Origin of the sequence: Brevibacillus sp. IT-7CA2, assembly GCF_949767855.1 — a bacterium.
Classification (GTDB): domain Bacteria; phylum Bacillota; class Bacilli; order Brevibacillales; family Brevibacillaceae; genus Brevibacillus.
This window is the reverse complement of the sequence record NZ_CATKQT010000033.1, coordinates 80,495-102,089: the sequence shown is the minus strand read 5'-3', so window position 1 is coordinate 102,089 and position 21,595 is coordinate 80,495. Positions and strand designations below refer to the sequence as shown.

Here is a 21,595-nt window from a genome sequence, read left to right as displayed (position 1 = left end):
TAACAAGATCTCCTGCCATCACGACTGAACATGAATCCATGTGAGGAGAGTAGAACATGCAAATCCAATCGTATTCCCGCTACCTAACCCCCAAGCTTCCAACTAACCAACCTGCACCCAAGATGGTGACAGGAACTAGTCTGGGATTGCCCAAGCCCGATACTGTAGATCTTCGTTCACACAAGGCACGCGAGCTACCTGCTGATGCCATCGAACATCACAGCGTCCAATTTTTCTTTAGCACAGAAATTAATGAGCGTTTGGATAAAATTTTCGCAGATAAACCACCCGAGGCTCGCAAAGCCTTTGACCACATCCTGGAGCAAAATTTTTTCAACTCCCAATCCTCCTACACCGATGAAGAAAGAGCTGCTTTGGTAGAAGTCGGTTTAACCCAAGGTAAATATTTGGCGGACCAATACATGGGTGATGAAAAAAATGCTGCTGAATTTTTGGATACCCTGCATCTGCTCGCTGGCGTTGCCAAAACACGAAAGGTTGACCCTGCAACTGGCAGTGTCAGCTACGTAGAGCTTCCGCAAAAACCACATGGGGCGCCGAACGACTATGTTAATCCGTCCAAGCTGATGGAACGGTATGACCCAGAAGCCTACAAAAAAATGCAAGCGGCCACAACCAATCAAACAGAGAAGGTAAGCATGCTGATTCAATTCGTCAAAAAGCTGCAACATCGTCCAGACTGGATCGCACAATACCGGAACGAACAAGCTACGCTTCTCTCCGATTTAAAAAATACAAAAATCGCTAACCGCTTTGAGAATGTAAATACAAAGGACGCCACTGAATTTGTTCGTCAAATGAATACGCTTGCTGAAAATGCTTCCTTTTCTACCTTCACACCATTGCTACAAACGAATCTTGCCTCTTTTATGAAGATCCTGACCAAGAAAACGAGTTAACTGCACAAAGATGATCGTCACAGCCTCCGCCCGAACTTCCTGGGACTGGGGCTGTTTTTTCGTGTGTAGTACCAGTCTCTTTCCTTTTCCAGTTAAGGAAATTGACCGGCAGGTGGTGGACATACTAACCCGTAAAGGAGGAGATGAACATGGATGACAATCGCGAAAACGACCTGCCTGATTTCAAACAACTGGATGACAGACTGATCGCTCAACCTCCAACTAGTCCAATACTCGCAATCCGAACCAATCTGGACAAGGAACCAAATGACGTCGACAATCCGTATGTGCAGCAAGACTCTGAACCCACTGGACAAAATAAGGGGGACGCAAATGACTGATCGCAACTCAAAGGAAAAACCGGACATGGGTTATAACGGAAGCAATATGCATGGTTATTCCCTTACACCAAAGGAAGGAACATTGGACCAAACTACAAAGACGGCTGCAGCAAAAAAAGAAAACAGGGACAAAGAATAGTTCTTTCCCATCCCGAAGAACAAATCCCCTTTGGGGAAACGGGCAGACGCTCACTTTGCCTATTTCCTGAAGGGGATTCCTTTTGGATTTCTGACCAAGAACATGATGAAAAAACATTTTCTTATTGACGAAATTCTATTGGAAATATATACTTTTCATGAATTTGATAATGAGAATCGTTATCAAATTCTTGTATATATGATCAGGAGGTTGCCCCATGAAATCCAGGCTCTTCAAACACATTTACAGTACAACATTAGTCACTTCTCTCCTCACAGGTGGCGCCCATATGGCTCTGGCCGCACCACTCGTGGCCACTGCTGAACAGACGGATGTTTCCCCTTTGTCGCTAGATTTCGCAGTCGAACAGGCAATAAAGAACAGCGTTGATCTGGAGGTGCTTCGGCTTGATTTAGATATTACGAAGTACGAAACATCCATCACACTGAGAGAAAAAGCAGAAATCAAAAAAGCTGACATCATGTCGCTGGCTGATGCAAAAAAGAAATTCGAAGACGCTGCCAAAGCGGTCAAAGAAGTGGTTGTCGATGAAGTCGCCCTGAATACGCAAAAAAACACCATACAATTGCAAGTGCAAAAAGCATTCTTCGAAGTCCAATCATTAGACACCAAAATCAAAGCGCAAAAGAAAAGCTTGCAAAGACAGTACTGGTTGGACTCCCAAGAAACAGAAGCTCACAAAAATCTTGCTGCCCTTGAAACCAGCTACAAACAAGCATTGGCCAAGCTCAACGATTTATTGAATGAAAAAGCGGACAGACAATGGAAAATGACCGCTACTGATCTGACCCAGCACGAGCTGCTTTCCCTGGAGCAATTGCAAGCAAAAGCTTTTGAAAAACGTCCTGAGATGATCAAGGCACAAGCAGAAATAGACTTTGCCCAAGTAAGAATTGATTACACCGCAGAGTATTCCGCACTCAGTACACATAAAGGTACAATCGCAAAAAACGAGCACAAAAAAGCGGAACTGCAAAAACAAAAAATACAAAAGAAAATCGGTCAAGAAGTAAGTGACAACTATACGAAGGTACTGGCAGCAAGAAAGGCATTAGAGGAAAGTACAACAAAGAAAGAAACCGCATTGGAGCGCTATCAGGCAACAATCGATCAATATAGATTAGGAAAAGCATCGATGAAAGAACTGATGGAAGACGAAGCAAACCTGTTTGACTCCGAAACAAAAACAATCGAATCTGTTTATCAATACAATCTCGCTGCTACCACTATGAATCAGTCAACTGGCTATTAGTATTTCGTATCACGAAGGATCTCATTTATTCATTTAAAATAAAGAAGGCTTCATCCCACAGGGTGAAGCCTTTACTCATTTATTAGTCTCTCAAAAACTCCCGGCATCATCAGACGACCACCGTCTACACCAAAATCCTCTATGAACCACCAAGCCGATAGCACACTGTGGCAATACGCCCACGCCAACACTCTCTCTTTTTGCAAAAACAGCGCCTTCGTCAGCCCATCGACCCGCTGTTTCATTACTTCTTCTACCCCATCCTCTGGCAACTGGTTCAGCAAAAACGGAATCACCTCGTATTCCGTCTCCCCGATCAGCCCCTTTGGATCAATTGCCAGCCACGGCTCTCTCTCTGCGCGCAAAATATTTTCATGATGAAGATCACCATGCAGCAGGCACTGTTCTTTTTGTGTGGAGAGAAGCTTTTTGTACCATTGCATGGCCCGCTCCACCATTTGCTCGGGAATCGGTCCTGTCCCCCTTGGAAATGAGGGCGAATCTTTTCCAGTCCCACAGCCCAGTCTGCTATCGTCGGAAACGTAGACGCAAGCTTACCCACTCTCGAAACGGGTGTATGCATCCTTTTGATCACGTCGGCCAAGCATTGAATTCGCTCGTCTTCACTACTCAGCTTGTCTAGTGTCTCTCCTGGCATGATGCGCTCCAAAAGCATGATCCCTTTTTCCTCGTCAGCATCGAGTAGCTGCACCATTCCCCGCCCTGCAAAAGCCCGAATCGCTGCCAGCTCTCTCTGCCAATCCTGTCCAGGTACGCCCAGCTTCAGCACTGCGTTTCTCCCATCCTGAAACACAACTGGTGCGACAAAGTTATAGGAGAGTGGAAACGGCTCCAGTACCTTTAATGACCACCTTACTTCGCAATCGGCAATCAGCTCATGAAAGGAATCCAACCAGAGACGCCCCTCTTCTTTATGTACGCCCATAATTGTTTGCGAAAAATGGGTCGGCAATGAAATCATTAGGCATCTCCTCCTATAAGGGCTTGTGGCTTTAAAACTTCTTGCTCTACCCTCAATCATCCTCTTGCATCAACTTTCAAGCTGTTCCCTTACCACAGCTGCGAAGAAGAAGCGCATTTCCAGTCAAGCGCCTCTGGAGCCCATCCTAGCTTCGGAAAAAATGGCGGGGAATTTCAGCTTCACTTATGAAACACTTCATCCAAACTTCTACGTTTGAAGCGCTCCCGCCATTTTTTCCGAAGCGGCCAGTGAATCCTCCTTGCGGGGCTTAGGCCGAAGCGTAGACTGGAAATGCGCTTCTTCCCCACCACAGCCACTAGGTAAAAAAGGGAGCAGCTTGAAAGCCGCCCCCCTTTATTTCCCGGAAAATGTTATGACAGTCGTCCCATCAAGCTCTCCATACGATCCAGAGCCTTCTTCAACTGCTCCATCGATGTTGCATAAGAACAACGGATATGCCCCTGTCCACTTTCGCCGAACACATCTCCAGGTACGACAGCTACCTTTTCCTCCATCAGCAGCTTCTCCGCAAACTCTGAAGAACTGAGACCTGTAGAAGCTACAGACGGGAATGCGTAGAATGCTCCGTCCGGCTCATGGCAAGTCAATCCGATTTGACGGAATCCATCTACCACATAATTACGGCGCTGACGGTAGCTCTCGATCATTCGTTCCATATCAGAACGTCCATGACGCAGGGCTTCCAATGCAGCCATCTGAGCCATTGTCGGTGCACACAGCATGGTGTACTGGTGGATTTTCAGCATGCCTGCGAGCAAATCAGGAGACGCGCAGACATACCCCAGGCGCCAGCCGGTCATCGCGAACGCTTTGGAAAAACCGGAGATCAGGATCGTCCGATCTTTCATCCCTGGCAGAGCCGCGATACTATCGTGCATTCGCCCGTAGGTAAGCTCCGCATAAATCTCATCGGAGATCACCATGAGGTCGTGCTTTTCAATGATCGGCAGAAGTGTTTTCCACTCTTCAGCCGTCATAGTCCCCCCGGTCGGGTTATTGGGATAGCAGAAGATGATTGCTTTTGTACGCGCGGTGATGTGCGTCTCTAGCTCTTGTGGTGTCAGCTTGAACTGGTTTTCCATCGTTGTTTTCAGGAAAACCGGCACCCCGCCAGCCAAGCGAATGACTGGTTCATAGGAGACATAGCAAGGTTCCACGACCAACACTTCATCACCCGGATCGAGAATGGCACGCAGTGCGATATCAATCGCTTCGCTGGCACCGACCGTCACGAGAATTTCTGTCTCTGAATGATAGCTGACAGAAAAACGTTCTTCCAAGTATTTCTGAATTTCCACACGCAACGGCAGCATACCTGCATTGGATGTATAAGCTGTATGTCCACGCTCCAGCGAAGAAATCGAAGCTTCTCTCATGCGCCAAGGAGTGACGAAATCAGGCTCCCCTACACCTAAGGAAATGACTCCCTCCATCGAAGCTGCCAAATCGAAAAAGCGGCGAATGCCTGATGGCTTCAATGATTGAACTGTATTGGATAAACGGTTTTTAACTTTGACTTGTGTACTCACGGCGTAACCACCATCCTGTGATCTTCGTCACGATCTTCCAGCTCAATGCCATCGTGCTTGTAACGTTTCAAAATAAAATGTGTAGCTGTTGAGACAACTGAATCGAGAGTGGACAGCTTTTGCGAAACAAAAGTGGCTACCTCTTTCATCGTTTTGCCTTCCAAAATAATCGACAAGTCATAGCTTGCACCAGACATCAAGTAAACAGCCTTCACTTCTGGGAAACGGCAGATTCGCTCCGCCACTTCATCAAAGCCGACATCGCGCTTCGGCGTCACTTTCACATCAATCATGGCGTTCACGTACGGATGATCGTCCACACGCTCCCAGTTCACCAGCGCTGGATATTTGACAATGACCTTCTCGGCTTCCAATGCTGCAATCGTCTGCTCAACGACCTCGGTCGGCTCCCCGATCATTTTTCCGATTTGCTCAGCACTCATGCGACTGTCTTCTTCCAACAGGTGTAACAGCTCTCTTTGCTTCAAGCGATCCATGCCCCACCACTCCAGTTTTCTCTTTATTTTTAACATAACCTCATAATGCAAAAAGCCCCAGCAACCAGACTCATGATTTCCATGAATCTGATTGCTGAGGCGAAGGTATCGCGGTACCACTCAGCTTTTTTGCCTCTCTCACAAAAGGCAAACTCGTGCTGTCTACAAAGACATGCGCCCCATAACGTGGGCCATCCGCTGCTTTCTACTTGGCATTTTCAAAAGCAGAGCTCCAAGGTGGCTTTCAAAAAGAGTTCGCGGCTGCCCTCTCAGCTAACAGGCAACTCTCTGGACGTCAAAATCCCTTTTTTACTTTCCTTTTCACGGCTGTGTTGGTTGTTTTATTGAATGTCTCAGATTATAAATGACGTTTTCTCTCATTGTCAACCAACAACTTCTGTCTTCTGAACCTCTTTCAAACCGTTAGGCAACCAGACGCGAAACACGGTCCCTGTTCCCAAGCTGCTTTGTACGTCAATTTTTCCACGATGATTTTCTACGATGGATTGGGTGATCGACAGCCCCAATCCAGCACCTCCGCTTTTGCGTGCACGTGAGGATTCAATCCGGTAGAAACGGTCGAATACATGCGGGACATGCTCCGATGCGATCCCTGCCCCATTATCTCTGAACGTCAGTTCAATCCCATTGGCAATCTTGCTCAATGTAAGCTCGATCTCACCGTTCACAGGGTCAGTATGCTGCACGGCATTTTGAAACAGATTGAGAATAACTTGCTTCATTCCGTCACAATCGAAAGTAGCCGTAACATTCGGCTCTACGCGGAAATGAACGTTTCGGTCACCTGCCAGGACCATGAGCTGCGATTCCATACTGTGCACGACCGCGTCCAACTGCTCTTCTTGCAAAAGAAAAGCCGGTTCCCGATCCATCCGAGCCAGGTAGAGCAAATCATTGACGAGTTTATTCAGTCGTTCTGTCTCGCCGTGCATGCTTTTCAAAGCTTTCTGCAAATGTTCGGGATTTGCCGCCGCACCACGCAGCAGCACCTCCAAAAAACCATGGATGGATGTCAGCGGTGTTCGCAATTCGTGTGAGGCATCCGCCACAAAGCGCCGCATCCGTTCTCCAGCTTCTTGCTCGATTTTAAAGGAGGTTTCCAACCGCTCCAGCATTCCGTTAAAGACCGCCGATAATTGATCAATCTCCATTTGGCCTTGATCCATCGGCAGTCGTTCATCCAAATTACCCGCATTAATCCGCTCAACTGTAACCTCAATACGCGAAAGTGGGTTCAGCGTACGGCGGAGCACAGGCACATAGGTTAACAAGCCGATTAGCAAGGCGAGTGCAGATGCAGAGAAGAAAATGATCAGCTGTGGAAATAGCACTTCCCGCATCGGGCCGACAGGTGTACTCAGTTGTACGATTCCTTGCAGCTGTTCAGGTGATTTGATAGGTGCCAGCACGACCAAATAATCCTTCCCAGTGCTACCTTCCAAAATTTTGTATTTAAAAGTGCATACGCCACTAGCTAAGATCTCGCGGTATAAACTATCAGGAAAGCGTGGGGAATACCCTTCGCTCGGATTCGCAAACAGCTCCGTCACATTGGCGTCGTTGTCAATAAAGGCGTACTTGATATCAGGTGTACGCAAGGAGAGCAACGCGCTGACATACTGATCGTATTTCGGGAGCGTTTCCGTATCTTCCAAGACCTGATAAGGAACGGTAACTGCCAGATTTAATAAGCTTTCCGCTTTGCTGCGATACAAGAACTGCTCCATCAATAAGTATTGAATCATGCCGATTAGAAGCAGCAACCCGGATAAGATAAATAACGAACGTGACAACAGCTGATAACGCAAAGAGTTCGGTTCTAGGAAGGCGGACCATTGATTGTTTCGTTTCATCGTCATACAAAATCAACCCGATAGCCCGCACCGCGCAATGTGCGAATGATCCGATGCTGACGATCGTTCAGTTTGTCACGCAGGGAGCGGATATACACCTCGACAATGTTCTCCTCCCCACCGAAATCATAGCCCCACACGTTATCCAGAATCATTGGTTTACTCAGCACCAAGCCGTGATTCGTCACCAAATATTTCAGCAAAGAGTATTCCGTTGGCGATAGCTCTAGAAGCGTTTCCTCGTAGGTAATTTCCTTTCGCCTGTCATCGATCTGGAAGGGGCCGAGATGTACCTTGGAGAGCAGATGTGGATAATGATTGCGAATGCGCGCTTGAATACGGGCAAGCAGCTCCTCAAAGCTAAACGGCTTGATCATATAATCGTCGGCACCCAGCGTCAGACCTTTTACCCGATCCTCTACGTCTTCTCTGGCTGTCAGCATGATCGTTGCTACATTCTGTATCTTTTTCAGCATCCGGCATACCTCGAAGCCGTCCATGCCTGGCATCATCACATCGAGAATAACGATATGGGGCTGATGCTCCTTTACCATGGTCACCGCGGTCATCCCATCTTGTGCCGTCAATACTTGAAAACCTTCATTTTCAAGACCCATCTCCAAAAATTGAAGGATGGTCGGTTCATCATCGACAAGCAATATTTTAATGCCTTTGTTTAGGCTCATTTCTTTCACCTCACCTCTATTTTACCTGAACAGGCCAAGAGTAGCTGAATGTTTGCTGAATATGCCCTGAGTACGAGCTGAAAGCTTTTTACAGAATCACAAACCAAAAAATGTAAGTTTAACATGAAAAACGTTGATAATTCTCTTACCATTGCACTTTCAACAAACTTTCAGCCAGCTTTCAAGACCCACTCAGCTTCCTCTCTCATAATGATCCCTGCGTAGTCAAATACATACGACTCAAATCTGAACACTTCAAAAACATGGAGGTTATACAATAATGAAAAAGAATTCGGTTATCCTGACAGCATCAGTTGCCACGCTCGTGGTCGGTATCGGAGGTTACATGCTCTATGACTATTTCGTGGGAAACCATGTGGAGATTCAGCCTGCAGCTGCGGTAACCACAGCCTCATCTACCGCTTCATCAACACCTCTGACAGCAGATCAACTGAATAAAAAATGGACAATCAATGACCAGTCCAAAGTCTATTTCTCCGTAACTACGTCGAAAGAAACGGTAAACTTTGAAATGGACGGCATTACTGGTAGCTGGGATGTGAACCTCTCTGCACCAGATCAAATGAAAGCAACAGCTTCCGCTGACTTGAATAAGCTGAACTCCGGTAATGAAAAGCGCGACACCCATATCAAATCTCCAGATTACTTTGATACAGCCGTGAACCCTGCAGCTACCTTTGAAGCGAAATCTTTTGAGAACTGGCCAACCACTTGGACAGAAGGCCAAAAAGCTTCGTTCACCATCAATGGCGTCCTGACCGTAAAAGGAATTGCCAAAGACGTGAAAATTAATGCTGACGCGATTTATTCCCAAGGTAAGCTGCAGTTGGAAGGAACGTCCGTCGTAACGTTTGGTGACTTCGGAATGACTAGCCCTCATACAATCGTGGCCAAAACGGAAGAAAACATTAACATTACATTGCGACTCGCGCTGGATGCTGTTTAATCAATCACTTTTCGCAGGAATTGCTTCGAGAGACGTCTGACATTCACAGACGTCTTTTTTCACAGATTTTTACATTGTAATATTGACATTGTTAAAATGATATCATAATATAAAAACATGATAACAGATTCGAGCAAACGGAAAGGATGATCTTGTGAGTACGTCTCCCCTTCGAGCCAAACGCATCCACTATCGGACCAAAAAGTACCGCTCGCCGGATGGACTTCCTACAGATATTTGCCTCTTTACGATCCTTTCCATCCCGCGCCAAACGAAAACCAAATCACTGCCACTCAAACAATTGGCCGTTCTTCTGATCAAGCGAAAAAGCGATACATTTGGAGAGCAATGGGCATTGCCTGGCGGTTTCTCCCATGAATCGGAGACACTGGACGAATGCGCCTATCGTGAATTGAAAGAAGAGACGAATATTGACCGCGATGTACACATCGAGCAGTTGAAGACGTACTACAAGCCAGGTAGAGACCCTCGTGGTTGGATTCCGAGTGTTGCCTATGTCTCCCTCGTTCATGAAGATTTATTGAAACACACACAGGCAAACGACGATGCATCAGACGCGCAGCTGTTTCCTATTGAGGAAGCTTTTGCCCTCAACCTTGCTTTTGATCATCGTGAAATTTTGACTGACGCCTTACAGCGAGTTCGTCAGCAGATGCTGCAAACGACTATCGCCAAAGCGTTTTTGCCAGATGAGTTTACCTTGAGCGAACTGCTGCAAGTGATCGAGACCGTCGTTCCGTCCTTTTCGGCAAAAGATCGCGGCAATTTCGAGCGGCGCTTGCTTGCGACAACCAGACGGCAAGGACTCCTCGAGCCAGTTATATCGGCTGACGGACAACCTGTCTACTCGACCGAGTTTTCGAATTCACCAGCCAAGCTCTATCGCTTTACAGGCTTTACCCCAACTGCCATGATTTACTGAAAAAGCCCACATTCAGGAGGTTTTTGCCATGAAAGCTTTGATTGTGATCGACTACACGAATGATTTTGTCGCGACAGATGGTGCATTGACTTGTGGAGAGCCTGGCCAGGCTATTGAAGGACGCATTGGAGAGCTGATCCGCGACTTCCTCGCAGAAGGCGACTTTGTCGTCATGGCAGTCGACGCTCATCGCGAGCAGGACCCGTACCACCCTGAGACTGGACTCTACCCTCCGCACAACATTATCGGTACGGCTGGCCGGAATTTGTATGGCAGCATTCAGGAGATTTACGAGGAATTCGAAGATACGATTCACTGGATGGATAAGACGCGCTACAGTGCTTTCCAAGGTACCGACCTTGCGCTATTGTTGCGCACGAGAGGTATTACCGAGATTCATCTGGTAGGTGTCTGCACGGACATTTGTGTACTGCATACAGCGATTGAAGGCTTCTATAACGGCTTTTCTGTCGTCATCCACGAGGATGCTGTAGCGAGCTTTCTTCCAGAAGGCCACAAATGGGCTCTCGGTCATTTTCAGAACCAGCTTGGCATGACTGTTCGAAAAAAATAACAGGCTCATGACGATAGGAGGCAATTTTTATGCGAATCGGCATTTATGGCAGCAGCTTTGATCCCATAACGTACAGCCATTTGTTCACGGCAGCGACCGTCGCTCACCGGAGACGACTGGACAAAGTCATTTTCGTACCATGCTCTTCAAAGCGTCATGATAAAAAATTGCAGACAGAGGACGTCCATCGCTTGCACATGCTCAAACTGGCTTTAGCAAGCAGTACACACAAAACAAACAAATATGGCGAGCCTCTTTTCGAAATTTCTACAGTCGAGATGGATGCCTTGCCAGGTGAAACCTATACGTATGATACGATGATGCACATGAAAAAGAAGTACCCGAACGACGAGCTCTTTTTCATCATGGGGTCAGATTTGTTAGAGGGACTGTCGAACTGGGGCAACGCTGAAAAGCTGGTCGCAGGCTTCAACTTCATCGTGATGTCGCGTGAAGGCTATCCGACCGCTGACCTGATCGCAGAGGACGCGCTGCTGCGCAATCACGACGAGCATTTTCTCATTATGAGCAAAGGCATCAACATGGGAATCAGCTCTACCTACATCCGAGACGAAATCCGCAAGGGCGGCGATCCCAGCTTCCTGTTGCCGGATGCTTGCCTTCAGTACATTTATGAAAAAGGAATCTACAAAGAGCCTTACGTATAATCTCAATAAGAAAAACAGCCGAACCTGTGAAGTGTCGGCTGTTTTCTTTGTCGTCTCCATCAACGATTGAGAGTATTGGCAATGACAGGCTTTTGTATCTTTTTCTGATAGTTCACCAAACAAATACTGCACACAATCAATACCAGACCAGCGATGAGCGAATACGTAACCGGCTCGTCCATGAAAATGGTACCAGTGACGACTGCGATGAGCGGCACGAGAAACGTAAAGGCGGCCACCTTGCTCGCTTCACCTGCATTCACGAGCCCAAAGTAAATGACAATGGCAATCGGTACACCAAATGTAGCGCCATAGCTGAGACCGATCAGATACGGAACATTCCAGACAATGTCGGACCAGCTCTCTACACCTGTCCCCAAAAGAGTTAAGGCCGCGCCACCAATGATGCATTGCATGGTAACCATCCACAGCGAATCTACCTTGGCACTGACTTTTTTCACATAGATCACGCCCAGCGCCCACGTAAGAGCCGTCAACAAACCTAAAATGACGCCCACGATGGAAACCTGTCCAGTCAGTCCATCTGCACTAACCGCAAGTATCCCGAGGAATCCCATGATCAGCCCAATGATCTTGAGCACCGTCATGCTCTCACCCAGCCACAACCAGGCAAAGAGTCCAATCAAGATTGGCTGGAAGTACACCAACACAGAGAATAATCCACCTGGCAAATACACGAGTCCAACCGTCTGAATGCCGTAAAAGCACAATGTATTCAGAAAGGCAGATATACAATAGCGCAACCAGTTTTCACGCCAGTTGATCTTTTTCCATTTCGGTAAAATGAATAAAGCGAGCAGAAGTCCGCCAATCAGCGAACGCATTCCTGCGAATAAAATCGGTGGCGTATAGGCGAGTGACATTTTGTAGATCGACCAGCTTAATCCCCACATCAATACCAAACCTGCAATAGCAACAACAGTCTTACCCGAAAACTTTCCCACGAGGGGCCTCCCTTTCTAGCTGCACACTTGCACTTATGTTTTTGTCCGCCTCTTATAGTACCACACAAAAGAAGAAGCCGGATGTTCTCACCCGGCTTTGCTTCCTGCCATATTATTGCTGCTCTTGACGCAAAAACTGGTCGAAAGCATCTGTCGGAAGCGGCTTGCTGAACAAATAGCCTTGTCCGTGGTCGCAGCCATTTTCCTTTAGAGCCGCTACTTGATCATGCAGCTCAATTCCCTCTGCGATGACATTCATATTGAGACTTTGCGCGATCGTGACAATCGCTTTTACAATCGCTTGACTCTCCTGGTTGTGATGAATGTCGCGAATAAACGAGGCGTCAATTTTGATCGTATCGACTGGCAAGCTTTTAATATAACTAAACGAGCTATAGCCTGTCCCAAAATCATCAATCGAAATTTGGATGCCGATGTCCCGAATCTGTTGCAGGACTGCCGTCGCCTCTTCCATTTTGACAAAAATGCTCTCCGTAATCTCGAACTCCAGCCAATTAGGAGACAGTTTTGTTTCCCGAAGAATATCCTTAATCATCTCGACCAGATCTTTTTGATAGATTTGTCTCGCTGACAAATTCACAGAGACCTTCAACGTATATCCTTGATCGTGCCAGATTTTATTTTGTTTGCACGCCTGTTTCAAAATCCATTCCCCAAGCGCCAAAATCATCCCTGTCTCCTCGGCGATTGGAATAAAGCGATTCGGCGGGATAATGCCCAGCTCCGGATGCACCCATCTGACGAGCGCCTCCATGCCTGTCATCGCGCTTGTCGCGATATCGATTTTGGGCTGGTAGTAAATTTGGAACTGCTCTTGTTCAATAGCTTTCCGCATCTCATTTTCCATCAAGATACGCTCCAGCGACTTCGCCTCCATCGTCGGATCGAAAAAGTCATAACCATTCTTCCCGCGCGATTTCACTGTATATAATGCCGTATCGGCCCGTTTCAACAAATCTTCGGGGTTGTCCCCATCCTGCGGGTATAAGGCGATGCCGATGCTGCACGACACGTTGAACACATGACCGTCCAATTCAAACGGCCGCTGCAACTGATTCATGATGTGCTCTGCCAATGCAGTCGCTTCGCTTCGATCTTGCAGCTGGTTCTGCATAATCGTAAATTCGTCTCCACCCAACCTGGCCACGACATCTCCTGTCTTGAGGCATGCCTGTAGACGCTTTGATGCTTCGATCAGCAACATATCCCCTACGTCATGACCGAACGAATCGTTCACATCCTTGAAGCGATCCAAATCCAAAAACAGCACAGCCAGATTCGATTGAAAACGCTTGGCCTGCATCATTTCCTTGCTAAGCTGTTGGACATACATCCGTCGATTCGGCAGGTCTGTCAACGCATCGTGATAAGCCAAGTGGTGAATCGTCTCTTCGGACTGTTTACGGTCTGTGACGTCACGGGTAACGAGGAGCAGCTTCGTCACATTTCCTTCTTCATCCATGATCGGATTGATTTTGCTTTCTGTCCAGATAACATCGTTTCTTTGGGTATTAATCCGGCATTCTACCATGTACTCTTTACGCGTAGAGAAGGCATGCTGAATCGCATAAGCAAAAATATCTCGGTCATCCTCTACAATCCACTCGAACAGGTTCAGGATTTCTTCATCTGGAACGGTATGCTCCCATACACGCTTGTGAGACGGGGACAAATAGAGAAATTCCCCATCCAGGTTGATGATGCTGATGATATCCGACGTGTTTTCCGCGATGATGCGATACTTTTCTTCACTCCGCTTGAGCTCGTCTTCCATCTGCTTGCGAGCTGTGATATCACTGCGAATGGAAAGGTATTGATAGATTTCGCCCGCTTGGTTCTTAAATGGCACGATGGTGGTATCGACCCAATAATAGCTGCCATCTTTTGCGCGATTGCGAATTTCCCCCCGCCAGACCTGGCCAGATCGAATACAAGACCACATTTCTTTAAAAAAGCCTTTCGGATGGAAACCCGAATTAAGAATACGATGGTCATTTCCAACCAATTCGCTTCGTTCATATTTCGATATGCGGCAAAATTGCTCATTTGCCCGCAAAATAATCCCCTTATGGTCCGTAATTGCCAAGATCGTGGATTGGTCCAAAGCGTATTTGACATCTGCCAGCTCATTCACAACCATGTTCAGCTCACCATCTTTTTCGCGTAGTAGCCCTACCCAATCTTGGGGTGTCAGTGAAGATATCATTTGGTTTTTCATTTCAGTCACCTGCTTTGGATACAGTCAAAAAAAATGATCCTTACAGAAGGATCGTAACGTTCTGAATACAAGTTCGCTCCATTTTACCATGTTTTTCCGAAAGATCAACGTGAACAACTGTGGTAGAAACAAATTTTTGCAAACTTCTTGAGGTGTTCATACGAAAAAAATGAACCAGTGCACGTAGCCTGGCTCACTTTTTTCAACAATGGGTATGTTCGTGTTTCTTCCCTTACAAACGGGCAAGAATGCTGCGATTGAGGTCTGCGACAGAATTGCTGCCAGACAGCGCCATCGCAACGTCAAATTCATGAATGAGTGTATCTAACACACTCGCTACGCCTTGCTCTCCGGCAACAGCCAGTCCATACAGGAATGGGCGACCAATCAGGATGGCATTGGCACCTAAAGCAATCGCTTTAACGACATCTGCTCCTGTACGCACGCCACTGTCGAGTAAGACAGGTATTTTGCCAGCTACCACCTCGGCAATCGCTGGCATCGCATCCAGCGTAGAAATGGCGCCATCCATCTGCCTCCCTCCGTGATTGGAAACAATGATTCCATCTACACCATGCTCTAAAGCAAGTCGCGCATCATCCGGATGCAAAATTCCTTTTACCAAAATTGGTAAACGAGTATGCTCACGCAAAAAGGCGATATCGTTCCAATTCAGTGCTGGATGATAAATGTTTTTCAACACTTCCTCCACTGCATTCTCCGGCGTTACCTCAGGGAGTCGCGAGCAAAAAACAGGGTCTGTCAAGTAATTCGCCAGTCCTCTTCCTTCGCGCAGTGGCGAATACCCGTTGCGGAAATCTCTGCGCTTCCACCCTAGCATGACGGTATCTACCGTGAGAACAATGGCAGAATAGCCAGACTTTTCCGCTCGTCTGACCATGCTCGCAGAAACCTCTCGATCATTCGACCAATAGAGCTGGAACCAACGGTAGGCATCGCCCATCACTTCGGCAATCTGTTCGAGTGAGTGAGCGGAAACCGTACTGGCTACGAACGGCACTCCGGCTGCTGCTGCCGCCTTGGCAGACGCCAGCTCTCCATCGGGATGTGAAATCGTCTGCATGCCTACAGGCGCCAAGAAGATCGGTGTGCGCAACGCTTGATTGTACATCGAAATACCGAGGGTACGATTCGTCACATCACGCATCATCCGCGGAATGATTGCCCAACGGGAAAAAGCTGTCCGGTTTTCTACCAGCGTTTCTTCTGCCCCTGATCCCCCGGCAACATAATCAAATGGCCCATCTGGCAAAACCTCTCGCGCCTTTTTCTCCCAATCCTCAATGGAAATCGGCAGTGCCTGCGTGTCTTTGTTCACACGGGTAAATAAGAGTGATTCCTCATTTGTTTTCGTCATCTGGTTTGCTTCCTTTCTGCGATCGTCTTTCATCTTTTTTATCTCAATTCACATAAATTCGCAATAGTCTTAATCTCAATTCTATTGTCGAGCTTGTCCAATCTCACACGCACCTTTTTCAAGGCTACTTTTTCTTTTTGCCTTTCTTGGCTGCTCGACGGACCCGTTTCTTTGTCTTCACTGTCTTCATTCCAGCCGCTCCTGAACCCACCCATGTATTGGTTTGGCTGTTTTCATTAATGACCTTTACTACGTTGCCGCTATTGTTTCCACCCGAACCGGAAAACGCTTTGGTTACGCTTTTCGGAGAGTTGTTTGCCGTATCGCCAAAGTTGATATTCCCGACATTATTGGTAATGGTCACCTTCCCTACAAAAGTCGGCAAAACTCCTCCCTCCCCGTTGCGTAATCGCTTATTTCCATCATATTCGAACGGTTTTGCGCCCGCTTGGACGATGGTTGAGGGCATTTGTCCGATGTGGTCTTGCCCAAAAAAATCTCCCCGAGTAGACAAATCTACGCGAGGAGAAAGAACTTTTTATTGCGCGGTATAACCTCCGTCGACCAGCAGGCTTGTCCCGGTGACAAAGGAAGCATCGTCGCTGGCAAGGAACAGAACAGCCTTGGCGACTTCTTCTGGTTTACCCAAACGTCCCATCGGATGCAATCCGATCAGATGCTCATTCAAGGCTTCATTGCGCCCAGCAATCAGTGGTGTATCAATGTAGCCCGGGCAGACCGCATTTACGCGAATCCCTTCCTTCGCATACGTAAGTCCCAGTGTCTGGGTCAGGAGCTTCACGCCACCTTTGGCGGAAGAGTATGCTGTCACACCTGCTTTTCCGGCATGGCTATGGATCGAGCCGCAGTTGACAATCGCGCCGCCAGTTTCTTGCGCCAGCATTTGCTCGATGACGTATTTATCACACAAGAACACGCCGGTCAGATTGATATCAATCGTTCTTTGCCAATCATCCATACTCAACAGATGACCAGGTGCGTCTTTCGCGATACCCGCATTGGCAAACAAAATGTCTACCTTTCCGTACTTTTCTACAGTGGCGCTCACCATGTTTTTCACTTCGTCTTCTTTCGTTACGTCCGTTTTCACGAACAACGCATCGAAGCCTGCTTGATTCAGCTCTTCCGCCAATTCACTGCCACGTGGGGAGAAGTCAGCAATCACTACTTTCGCCCCTTCTTTTGCGAAGAGACGGACGGTCGTTTCACCGATTCCACTTGCTCCACCTGTTACGATCGCTACTTTATTTTCCAGTCTCATGGATAACTCCTCCTATTTTCGAAATTGGTATTCGTACCGTTTTATCTCGCTGTCGCGCCGCCATCGATGACGAATTCCGCCCCTGTGACATGGGAAGACTCGTCAGAAGCGAGGAACAGCACCATATTGGCTACATCCTCGACAGTACCGAGTCGGCCTGTTGGAGTAGCTTGTGCCAACTCTGCTTTGGAATGCTTTGTCGTTTCCGAAGCATAGGACACCATGTTTGTATCGATATAGCCAGGGTGAATCGAGTTCACGCGCACACCTTGTGCCGCATACTCCATCGCTGCATCCTTGGACATGATACGAACCGCCCCCTTGCTCGCTCCGTACAAGACGTGACCCGGTGCACCAAAAAGCCCAGCGATGGAAGAGGCATTGATGACAGAACCACCTTGTTGTTTTGCCATGAGTGGCATCACATGCTTCATTCCCAAAAAGACACCTGTTACGTTAATCGCCATGAGACGATTCCATTCCTCTACGGTAATCTCCGCCATCGGTTTAATGATATAAATACCTGCATTGTTGAACAGGATATCTACTTTCTCGTATTGTTCTATGGTGGTTGCCACTACTTGCTGCCATTGCTCTTCACGGCTTACATCGTGCGCAATCGCGATGGCTTCTCCACCCGCATCCTTGATTTCGGCTACCGTCTGAGAGGCACTTTCCAGATTGATATCAGTAACGACTACTTTCGCACCTTCCTTGGCAAAACGAATCGCTGTTGTTTTCCCGATTCCTGTTCCGCCACCCGAAATGATCGCTACTTTCCCTTCGAGTCTCGCCATTGTAAACGCCTCCATTTATGATGTCTCTTGTACCTGATCTCTTGCCTTGCTTTCATTATAGGACTCTTTTATATTTAAAAATATGTAAACATACTTACCCTTCCTTAAGTACGACTAAAGGATGTGATGTTACCAAATGCATCTGGAACAACTGGAATATATCGTAGAAATAGCGAAGGCAGGCTCCCTGACCAAAGCCGCTCAGAATAAGCATGTCACCCTCTCCGCTATCAGCCAGTCGCTCTCCAGTCTGGAAGCAGAGCTGGGCGTTACTCTTTTTACACGTTCGCGTCTTGGAGCGGTACCGACCCCAGAAGGGCGCATCATCATCAAAAAAGCATTTGAAGCGTTGGGGAAAATCCAGGAGATCTGGGAGGAAGCACAAAACTACACGAACACATTGACGGGTGAGCTGAGACTCGCCACGATTCCCGGTCCCATGAATCTTCTGGTCGATGCCGTCGCGAGCTTTAAGAAAGATTATCCTCACATCCGTACCGAAATTGCAGAAAAAGGCACGCAGGAAATATTAGAGGACATTCTTCAGGACAAGCTGGACATTGGGCTGGTCATCATCCACGAGAACCTGCTCAAAAAGAGCGAGGGCCTCGGCTTGGTGTTCGAACAGTTGCTAGAGGGAAAAATGGTCGTTGGTGTAGGCAAAAACTCGCCACTTGCCTACCAGGATTCCGTCACACCTGAAGAGCTTCGCAAGCAATCCTTCGTCCTGTACAACGACGACTACGTCAAATGGTTCGTAGAGGATTTTGCCGCTACTTATGGTCCTGTCGACATCTTATTTACGTCGAACAACACAGACGCTCTCCGCAATGCAATCCGGCAAAATCTCGCGGTAACCATCGGACTGGACTACTCTTTTGTTCATGAACCTCATTTGCAAGACTCCGATTCAATCACGCTTGATTTGGATATTCCTTATCAACAACCCATCTATTACGGCTGGGTGCGTTCGGAGGAACGGCATTATTCCCGGATTTCGATGAACTTTATCAATCGGCTCCAATACGATTTGAAAAGCAAGAAATACCCACCCACTCCTTAACAAAAAAAGACTGCCGCTTCATTTTCGCGGACAGCCTTTTTCAAATCGTTCCTACTGCACAGGGGCAAGAAAGGTCTGGATATTGTTCCCGTCGATGATAAGCGCTGATCTGGCCTTCACCACTTGCCCCTCGTATGTGAAATCTTGCTCAGAGAAGTTGGCGATCACTTGCAGATCATCCCCGAAGACAGCCTTCTGCACGAGCCTGTCTTCGGACAACACGCGATAATCAGTCATCTCGTGCTGCACCGCTTTTTTGTGGAAGGGAGACCACACCTTCAAATAGTTCGTGATCAATGGTTGGTTTTCATCCCACATCTTTTTATCCAAATGATAGAGTGGCGGTACATTGTAAAGCAACTCCTTGAGCATACGTGTGCCGACTTCACCTTTGATCTTCAGGCTGCCCCACTCCCAGTGATGGCTCGTGATTACCGCATTATTGTACACCAGCTTGTACAGTGGCAAAGAATACGCAGGATCAATGTATACATGGCGGTACTCATCCTTGATCGGAACCTGTTTTGCGTATCGTTCCGGAATCTCTCCCGCCGGGGACCAGTAGCCTCCTACATAATACGGGCTTTGCTTGTTTTTTCGCATGTCAGGATCTGCCCATTTGATGACAGGCGTCTCAATGCCATGGGCAAAGGCGATACTTCGGCTGGCGAAGTCATTTCCAGTCTCAGACCCGATGACCAATTTCTTTTCATCGCGAATATAGTCCATACGCGCGAGCTTCGCCTTCATATCCTCTGCCTCAGTCGTCGTGTGCTGTGGCGAATAGTCATCGTTGAAATCTCCTGCTGCATCTACATCAATAAACCACGAGTTAAAAGCGACATCGTTATTCATGATTTCATCCATGCGCTGTTTGACACTTGGCAGCGATAGGGTCGGATTTAGCAATCTGCCCTGCTGGAGAAAACCAGCTTTTTTCTCTCCATTTTTCTTCGAGATCGTCGCATTCTCATACAAGCTCTTATCCTTGAAAATAGCCGTGTTCCAATCTGGATTTTCTTCCTTGTGAATGGAATGGTAGGAATCGTAGCTGGCGATCAAATAGCCTGTCTCATTCGCCTCTTGGATGAATGCTGGCTTCATGTAGGCAGCCGTCCAATCCGGCAAACCTATCCATGCCTGGTCAATCCCTGCCGCTTTCATTTCTTTCAAGAGATCAGTAGAGTCGGCATTCCCCCACTGTTCCACAGGTGGAACGACATCCTGCAGCACGCTCTTCAGCAGCTTTTTGTTCAAGTCGTACATCTGTGATTCCGTCAACGAGTCGATCCCTGTTCCAAACGCTTTCTTTGCCTCTTCATCGACATGTGGAAATAGCTGCGGATTGTAAAGCTCACGGGAACGTAAAGCATAGTTCAACCCGCCTAGGATCGCATTCTTTTGATAATCCGCGACGTAATCCTGCTTCTGAATCTCACGGAATTGCTGAATGCTCTCTTTTCCATCCTCACCATTGGAGGCCAAGATTTTCTCAAGTGCCCCGATGAAGTTCTCATTTAGTTTCGTTTTCAGCACATTCCATTTCACATCGTCGACCGATAGAAAGCTCTTGTTCCACAAGTAAAAATGCGGAGCGCCGTAAAGCTTTTCGATATTCGGATTGGCTTTGGCCTTTTCCGCCAGGGTCAGCAGTTCTCCCTGCTCCTTGACATATTGCTTGTAAACACCGGCTACGCTAACCGGATCGTTGTCTGTGACATACAAGCGGAACCCGTAGGTCTTGTCCGGATTAATCGTGGGGAACTCGTGCGAAAACGTAAACGCAATCGTCGGATCAACGGCAAAATCGACGGTGTTGTTAAACAAATTGTCCACGACGTACATCAGCGCATACTTACTCTTGTTCACAGCAAAAAAGCGCATGGAAAAAGACTCGGCAAAGCTAAGACTCTCTTCTTTTAAAAATGACTGCCACTTGCTGTCATCCGCAGGAATCCATTTTCCCTCGCCCAAAGGCAACATGTAGCTTGATCCTTTTACTGTCGGCCAGGAAAAGCTCTCTGTTCCTGTGGAGGTCAGGGTGATTTGCAAATGATCCTCTTTCTTTTTGATCGAGACATCCAGCTGATCGTCCGGGTATCTCCAGGCAATCTCTTGCTCACCTTTCTGTACATTCGTTACCTTGCGCGCAGGCATCGGCTCCGAAGCACTTTCCTTCACTCCGTTTCTCTCGACGAACACTTCGAAGGTCTCCGGCTTCACATCAAAAGTAAAATCTGCATGCTGCTTCGTCTGTACCTGCTCCGTAGCATTATTACTCTCACATCCAACGACGACTTGGAGCAGGAGAACAACTACCATGATAAAAATCGCTATTCGTTTCATAAAAACCTCCTAAATCGTTTTACTATGTATATCGTATTACGATGTACATGTACAAAAAAAATTACCAAAGCCTTTGCCAAGGCCGCCTCACAACTGTGCGACCCCGGTCAA

The 21,595-nt window shown here is 47.5% G+C and carries 21 protein-coding genes, 1 pseudogene and 1 other annotated feature; of the genes and pseudogenes, 9 read left to right on the top strand and 13 right to left on the bottom strand.

All coding sequences use genetic code 11. The features are described from left to right. The first annotated feature begins 56 nt into the window (after window positions 1-56). The 4 genes from ACM6JA_RS17075 (at window position 57) to ACM6JA_RS17060 (ending at window position 2,673) form a co-directional block, all read left to right on the top strand. Window positions 57-920, top strand: a complete 864-nt coding sequence (locus ACM6JA_RS17075; RefSeq protein WP_414853277.1) for a hypothetical protein — start codon at window positions 57-59, stop codon at window positions 918-920. A 149-nt stretch (window positions 921-1,069) separates the two neighbouring features. Further along, window positions 1,070-1,261, top strand: coding sequence for a hypothetical protein (locus tag ACM6JA_RS17070; protein WP_414853276.1), 192 nt, complete (start codon window positions 1,070-1,072; stop codon window positions 1,259-1,261). Further along, a complete protein-coding gene (locus ACM6JA_RS17065; protein WP_414853275.1) occupies window positions 1,254-1,400 on the top strand; it encodes a hypothetical protein in 147 nt (48 codons plus the stop codon). Before ACM6JA_RS17070 ends, ACM6JA_RS17065 begins: the two co-directional genes overlap by 8 nt. A gap of 217 nt (window positions 1,401-1,617) precedes the next feature. Further along, window positions 1,618-2,673 carry a TolC family protein gene (locus tag ACM6JA_RS17060; protein WP_414853274.1) on the top strand — a complete coding sequence of 352 codons (1,056 nt, stop codon included), beginning with the start codon at window positions 1,618-1,620 and terminating at the stop codon, window positions 2,671-2,673. Between the two features lie 71 nt (window positions 2,674-2,744). Here ACM6JA_RS17060 and ACM6JA_RS17055 read toward each other — a convergent pair whose 3' ends face one another. From ACM6JA_RS17055 to ACM6JA_RS17030, 6 genes and pseudogenes are all read right to left on the bottom strand, one after another. Further along, window positions 2,745-3,116, bottom strand: a complete 372-nt coding sequence (locus tag ACM6JA_RS17055) for an aminoglycoside phosphotransferase family protein (protein ID WP_414853273.1) — start codon at window positions 3,114-3,116, stop codon at window positions 2,745-2,747. A 128-nt stretch (window positions 3,117-3,244) separates the two neighbouring features. After that, a pseudogene (locus ACM6JA_RS17050) lies at window positions 3,245-3,619 on the bottom strand (aminoglycoside phosphotransferase family protein); the annotation flags it as partial. 407 nt (window positions 3,620-4,026) lie between these two features. Further along, window positions 4,027-5,205, bottom strand: a complete 1,179-nt coding sequence (locus tag ACM6JA_RS17045; RefSeq protein ID WP_414853272.1) for an aminotransferase — start codon at window positions 5,203-5,205, stop codon at window positions 4,027-4,029. Further along, window positions 5,202-5,702, bottom strand: a complete 501-nt coding sequence (locus tag ACM6JA_RS17040; RefSeq protein ID WP_007722565.1) for an Lrp/AsnC family transcriptional regulator — start codon at window positions 5,700-5,702, stop codon at window positions 5,202-5,204. The genes ACM6JA_RS17045 and ACM6JA_RS17040 overlap by 4 nt, the downstream gene beginning before the upstream one ends. Before the next feature lie 92 nt (window positions 5,703-5,794). After that, window positions 5,795-6,036, bottom strand: a binding site (T-box leader). A gap of 49 nt (window positions 6,037-6,085) precedes the next feature. After that, window positions 6,086-7,582 (bottom strand): sensor histidine kinase, encoded by a 1,497-nt coding sequence (locus ACM6JA_RS17035; protein WP_414853271.1) that lies wholly within the window; start codon window positions 7,580-7,582, stop codon window positions 6,086-6,088. After that, window positions 7,579-8,262, bottom strand: coding sequence for a response regulator transcription factor (locus tag ACM6JA_RS17030; RefSeq protein ID WP_414853270.1), 684 nt, complete (start codon window positions 8,260-8,262; stop codon window positions 7,579-7,581). Before ACM6JA_RS17030 ends, ACM6JA_RS17035 begins: the two co-directional genes overlap by 4 nt. 280 nt (window positions 8,263-8,542) lie before the next feature. On the opposite strand from ACM6JA_RS17030, the gene ACM6JA_RS17025 reads away from it, so the two are divergent. From ACM6JA_RS17025 to nadD, 4 genes are all read left to right on the top strand, one after another. Beyond that, the gene (locus ACM6JA_RS17025) at window positions 8,543-9,229 is read left to right on the top strand and encodes a YceI family protein (RefSeq protein ID WP_414853269.1); all 687 of its coding nucleotides are present in this window, start codon (window positions 8,543-8,545) and stop codon (window positions 9,227-9,229) included. A gap of 154 nt (window positions 9,230-9,383) precedes the next feature. Then, entirely contained in the window at window positions 9,384-10,172 is a 789-nt protein-coding gene (locus ACM6JA_RS17020) for an NUDIX hydrolase (protein ID WP_414853268.1), read from the top strand. 28 nt (window positions 10,173-10,200) lie between these two features. Beyond that, the gene (locus tag ACM6JA_RS17015; protein ID WP_007729905.1) at window positions 10,201-10,746 is read left to right on the top strand and encodes a cysteine hydrolase family protein; all 546 of its coding nucleotides are present in this window, start codon (window positions 10,201-10,203) and stop codon (window positions 10,744-10,746) included. Window positions 10,747-10,775: 29 nt separating this feature from the next. Further along, complete coding sequence (gene nadD / locus ACM6JA_RS17010) at window positions 10,776-11,414, top strand: nicotinate-nucleotide adenylyltransferase (RefSeq protein ID WP_414853267.1); 639 nt, start codon at window positions 10,776-10,778, stop codon at window positions 11,412-11,414. Between the two features lie 59 nt (window positions 11,415-11,473). Here nadD and ACM6JA_RS17005 read toward each other — a convergent pair whose 3' ends face one another. From ACM6JA_RS17005 to ACM6JA_RS16980, 6 genes are all read right to left on the bottom strand, one after another. Next, window positions 11,474-12,379 carry a DMT family transporter gene (locus ACM6JA_RS17005; protein WP_414853266.1) on the bottom strand — a complete coding sequence of 302 codons (906 nt, stop codon included), beginning with the start codon at window positions 12,377-12,379 and terminating at the stop codon, window positions 11,474-11,476. Window positions 12,380-12,491: 112 nt separating this feature from the next. Then, window positions 12,492-14,618, bottom strand: coding sequence for an EAL domain-containing protein (locus tag ACM6JA_RS17000; protein WP_414853265.1), 2,127 nt, complete (start codon window positions 14,616-14,618; stop codon window positions 12,492-12,494). A 232-nt stretch (window positions 14,619-14,850) separates the two neighbouring features. Then, on the bottom strand, window positions 14,851-15,996 hold the full coding sequence (locus tag ACM6JA_RS16995; RefSeq protein ID WP_414853264.1) for an alpha-hydroxy-acid oxidizing protein: 1,146 nt from the start codon (window positions 15,994-15,996) through the stop codon (window positions 14,851-14,853). A 124-nt stretch (window positions 15,997-16,120) separates the two neighbouring features. Continuing rightward, the gene (locus ACM6JA_RS16990; RefSeq protein WP_414853263.1) at window positions 16,121-16,381 is read right to left on the bottom strand and encodes a spore germination protein; all 261 of its coding nucleotides are present in this window, start codon (window positions 16,379-16,381) and stop codon (window positions 16,121-16,123) included. A 153-nt stretch (window positions 16,382-16,534) separates the two neighbouring features. Then, a complete protein-coding gene (locus ACM6JA_RS16985) occupies window positions 16,535-17,278 on the bottom strand; it encodes an SDR family NAD(P)-dependent oxidoreductase (RefSeq protein WP_414853262.1) in 744 nt (247 codons plus the stop codon). Between the two features lie 41 nt (window positions 17,279-17,319). Continuing rightward, a complete protein-coding gene (locus ACM6JA_RS16980; protein ID WP_414853682.1) occupies window positions 17,320-18,075 on the bottom strand; it encodes an SDR family NAD(P)-dependent oxidoreductase in 756 nt (251 codons plus the stop codon). 136 nt (window positions 18,076-18,211) lie between these two features. On the opposite strand from ACM6JA_RS16980, the gene ACM6JA_RS16975 reads away from it, so the two are divergent. Continuing rightward, a complete protein-coding gene (locus tag ACM6JA_RS16975) occupies window positions 18,212-19,138 on the top strand; it encodes a LysR family transcriptional regulator (protein WP_414853261.1) in 927 nt (308 codons plus the stop codon). Between the two features lie 51 nt (window positions 19,139-19,189). Here the strand turns inward: ACM6JA_RS16975 and ACM6JA_RS16970 are convergent, their stop codons facing one another. Then, entirely contained in the window at window positions 19,190-21,484 is a 2,295-nt protein-coding gene (locus ACM6JA_RS16970; protein WP_414853260.1) for a glycoside hydrolase, read from the bottom strand. Between the last annotated feature and the right edge of the window lie 111 nt (window positions 21,485-21,595).